General features: G+C 27.7%; 4 protein-coding genes. 1 reads left to right on the top strand and 3 read right to left on the bottom strand.

Annotated features, from left to right (window positions below; all coding sequences use genetic code 11):
* The 3 genes from ACH2BC_RS00945 to ACH2BC_RS00935 all read right to left on the bottom strand — a co-directional run.
* Positions 1 to 2036: leucine-rich repeat domain-containing protein (locus ACH2BC_RS00945; protein WP_395052066.1), on the bottom strand; the 2036-nt coding region annotated here is incomplete at its 3' end.
* A 30-nt stretch (positions 2037 to 2066) separates the two neighbouring features.
* Positions 2067 to 2837, bottom strand: coding sequence for a LytR/AlgR family response regulator transcription factor (locus ACH2BC_RS00940; RefSeq protein ID WP_395052065.1), 771 nt, complete (start codon positions 2835 to 2837; stop codon positions 2067 to 2069).
* 85 nt (positions 2838 to 2922) lie between these two features.
* Positions 2923 to 3261 (bottom strand): hypothetical protein, encoded by a 339-nt coding sequence (locus ACH2BC_RS00935; RefSeq protein WP_395052064.1) that lies wholly within the window; start codon positions 3259 to 3261, stop codon positions 2923 to 2925.
* Between the two features lie 97 nt (positions 3262 to 3358).
* On the opposite strand from ACH2BC_RS00935, the gene ACH2BC_RS00930 reads away from it, so the two are divergent.
* Positions 3359 to 4261: an IS1595 family transposase gene (locus ACH2BC_RS00930; RefSeq protein WP_395052062.1), complete on the top strand. Its 903-nt coding sequence runs from the start codon at positions 3359 to 3361 to the stop codon at positions 4259 to 4261.
* Positions 4262 to 4266: the final 5 nt, after the last annotated feature.

Genomic DNA, 4266 nt, shown 5'->3' with positions numbered 1-4266 from the left:
TCAAAAATAAATTCTACTACATTTCCTGTAATTCTGGCATCAACTTGGTTGGAAGCACTTAATAATTGCAACGAATTTATATCAAATTGATTTGGATCGATAGTTGTTTTTACAACAATATTTTCTGCTTGAAAAGTTCCAGTATTTTCAAAATTTACTATGTAATGTAAATAATTTCCAATTTCTGATGTTGAAACGCTTTCTCCTTCAATACAAGTAATATCATTTGGATCAAAAGAACCAACAACCGTTTGATTGTAAGTAAATAAATTATCTGAAGTAATTTCATCAGAAAGTGTTGTGTTTATTGCTGCCGAGAAATTAAGAATGTCTCCAATATTTACTGCTGGTGTTTCTGTTGGTGAATTTACGTTTAGAGTGATGTAAAATCTTCTACTTTCAAATGGTTGTAAATTAATGAAATCATAATTTAAAATTCCTGTACTTTGAGTTGTAGTTGCAAATGTTGATGATACAAAATCTAAAATTAAATCATCATAGTTGAAATTTAAGTTGCCAGAAACTGTTTGATTACCTTTATTTTTATACGTTACAAGATATTCAGCATTAAAACCTGGTCTTGCTGGAATTGTTGGAGCAATTACAATTTCTAAATCGTTATGAATACCATTTGCTGTAATGCAGAAATCTTGAGTTGCAACATTGTTATTATTATTTGCAAAAGGAATTGTTGCCGTGTTTGGAGAAAAGTTAAACCAAGTTGGGTTTTCAATACTTGGAGTAATATTGAAATTTCCAGCTTGTGTGTAAAATTTGTAATTTCCTGTAGCGTTTGTAAAACTTGCTCCAGTAGTTGTAACATCATTAATGTTTACTCTAATGTTTTTTTGAGGTAAATCGTTGGTGTCGCAACCGTTGTTGTTGGCATCGAATTTTGTGGTTCCTGTTATTGTATTGTAGTTTCCACCTGGAATGAAAGAGCAGTAGGAGTTTACTACTATATTAGTCAACCCTGCAAAACTTAAATTAGAATTGATGTTTAAAATTTCATCTTCATCTGCACAAATAAAATTTAGATTATTACAACCAATAAAAGTATCCTCATTTGATTCGTTTAATGTGCTATTTTTTAAAATTACTGTTTCTAAAAATAGATTTCCAATACAAGAAAAATATTGTAAATTAATATTTGATGAACAATCAACATTAATTAATAAATTACCACTACAATAAAAGTTTATTAAATTATTTAAACTATTTAAATTCAACGCTGAAATTAAATTTCCAGAACAAGAAAGTGTCTCTAAATTACTTAAATTATTTAAATCTAAAATAGTGATTTGATTTGATTGACAATATAAATATTTTAAGTTTGAACAACCAATTAAATTAATTAGACTAATAGTGTTGTCATTGCAACTTACTGTTTCTAATGATGTTAAGTTAGAAACGTCTAAATTTGTTAAAGAATTATTATAACAATAAAGTTCTTTCAAATTAATCATGCCATTTAAATTAATTGAATTTATTTGATTACAACAACATTGAATATAATTTAAATTAATCAATCCAGTAATATTTAATGCTGTTAATTGATTTCCAAAACAATTTAAATGATTTAAGTTTAATAATTGTAATAAATTAATATTTGTAAGTAGATTTGAACCACAATCAAGATAGGTCAAATTAATATTTAAAGATAAATCTAAAGTTGATATACTATTATATTGGCATTGTAAAACTTTTAATTGATTTAAACTTGTGACATCTAAATTTAAAATGTTCCAATTATTACTACAATTTAATTTCTTTAAATTACTAAAGCTTGAAACACCAACTAAGTCAGAAATATTTGAATTATCAACATTCAAACTATCAACTACTTGAGCTTCTAAAACCTGTATCTCACCATCGTTATTTGCATCAATTTTGATATAACCACCATTACCATATACGATTTGATTTGTTACATTAGATTGTAGCAACTTCGTCTTAAAATTCGCATCAGGAATATTAACAATCTGAGCATTTGCAAATACCGAAAACAACAGTGTAATGAATAATAACTTTTTCATAATAAATTGGGTTTATTTTATTGAATTTTTTTATTTGCTAATTTGTTTAAACAAAATATCCTGCAACAACTCTTTTTTTCGTTGCGAAATGGGTATGTTGGTATTGTCTTGCATAATAATGTTGCCGCCTTCTTTCTTGATGTATGACTTTAAATATTTTAAATTTATTAAATGACTTTGGTGTACTCTTAAAAAGCCGCTGTCTTTTAATAATTCTTCATATTCTTTTAAGGTTTTAGAAATTAGAATTACTCTGCCATTTTTCATGAAAAACTTGGTGTAATTGTCATCACTTTCACATCTAATTATGTCTGCAATTTCAAATTGATGAATGCCATCAGAATTAGAAAGTGCAATTCGCTTAAAATTGTTTTTTTCTTTTTTTACGTTTTCTAAAAGTAATTCTATGTTAGAAAATTCGTTATTCTTTTCAATGGTTTTAATTATTTTTTCAATTACTTTTTTTAATTCTCCAGGATCAACAGGTTTTAAAAGAAAATCTAAAGCGCTAAATCTAAATGCTTTAATGGCAAACTCTTCGTGAGCAGTTATAAAAACAACGTGACTTTCTATTTTGCCTTGTTTTTCGTTTATTTTTTCTAAAATGTCAAATCCTGTTCCGTCAGTTAATTGAATGTCTAAAAAAATAACTTGCGGCTTTAAATTTTCAATTGCTGCAATACCAGACAAAACGGTATCTGCTTCGCCAATAATGTCAATTTGTGGCGCAAATAATGTAAGCAAACCTCGCATTCCGCTTATTATGTTGCTGTCGTCGTCTATTATTACTGCAGTTATCATACTTTATTTTGTTTTTTTGTCATTCTGAGGCACGAAGAATCTCACAAATTAAACGCAGAGATTCTTCCTTCGTCAGAATGACAAATTAGACATTTATAAATTGTATTGGCAAAGTCAAAATTACTTTTGTTCCATTTTCTTTATCTTCAATTATCATTTTAGATACTTGTCCTGTAGTTGATTGTATTTTTTCTAAACGTTTATTAATAATATCAATTGCCATAGATTTATGAACCGAAACTGAGTTTTCTTTCATTTTTTTAGATGCTGGAATTCCAATTCCGTTGTCTAGAATACTGCATTTTAAGCCATTGTCTTCTATGTAAAAATCTATTTTTATAATTCCAAATTCTTTTTTTGGTACAATTCCGTGAAAAATGGCATTTTCTACCAAAGGTTGAATAAACAATGGCGGAATTGCCATATCATCTTCAATTGCATCACTTTTAGTAATTGTATAATTAAATTTATTTGAGTTATTAATTTAAATTCCGTATATTAGTCCCATTAAATACTGATACATGGATAATTTTAAAGGTCAAAACATACTCAATCTAGTAAAAGAATTCCCGAATGATGATGCTTGCAAAGCATATTTGAGCAAAATTAAATGGACGGACGGTTTTAAATGTACTAAATGTGGAGCAGAAAAAGGATGTGAGAAATCAGGTTTTACCTATCATTGTTATAGATGTAACCATGTGGAAAGTGCCACAGCAAACACATTGTTTCATAAAGTGAAATTTGGTTTACAAAAAGCATTTTTAATTGTTTTTGAAATGACAACCACAACCAAAAGTTTGTCCAGTATTCAGGTTGGAAAACGATATGGAATTAGTCAAACTACAGCTTGGTTTTTTATGCAGAAAGTAAGAGTTGCAATGAAAAGTAGTCATAAATATCCTTTGTCAGAAATTGTCCATGTTGATGAATTTGTAGTTGGAGGAAAAGAAGATGGAAAACAAGGAAGAAGTTATGATACTAAAAAGACAAAAGCTGTCATAGCCGTTGAATTGACTGATAAAAACAAAGTAAAACGAGTTTATGTAAAAGCCATTGATGATTATTCTGCGAAATCATTGACGCCGATATTTGAGGAACATATTAGTACAAGTGCAAAAATATTTACTGATAAATGGAGAGGTTATTCTCCATTAAAAGCAAAATATAACATTGAACAGAAAGAAAGTAAAAACGGAAAGAATTTTAAAGAGATGCACATCGTAATTCATCAAATAAAATCTTGGATAAGAACTGTTCCAACTCATGTTAGCAAGAAACATATTCAATCTTATTTTGATGAATTTACTTTTAGAATTAATAGATCAATTTTCAAAGAAACTATATTTCACAAGACAATTGAAAGAATGATGAAAGAAATGCCTATTTATCAAAATCAAATAATACAGAAGCTAAATATATAACTCAA

This window comes from Flavobacterium sp. (assembly GCF_043760115.1).
GTDB lineage: Bacteria > Bacteroidota > Bacteroidia > Flavobacteriales > Flavobacteriaceae > Flavobacterium.
Note: the sequence above shows the minus strand (reverse complement) of the source record. Positions and strands in the feature narration are given on the sequence as shown.

What these genes read in the sequence shown, in the direction of transcription:
- ACH2BC_RS00930 (WP_395052062.1), top strand. Translation starts at nt 3,359, where the DNA reads ATGGATAATTTTAAAGGTCAAAACATACTCAATCTAGTAAAAGAATTC.
- ACH2BC_RS00935 (WP_395052064.1), bottom strand. Translation starts at nt 3,261, where the DNA reads ATGGCAATTCCGCCATTGTTTATTCAACCTTTGGTAGAAAATGCCATT.
- ACH2BC_RS00940 (WP_395052065.1), bottom strand. Translation starts at nt 2,837, where the DNA reads ATGATAACTGCAGTAATAATAGACGACGACAGCAACATAATAAGCGGA.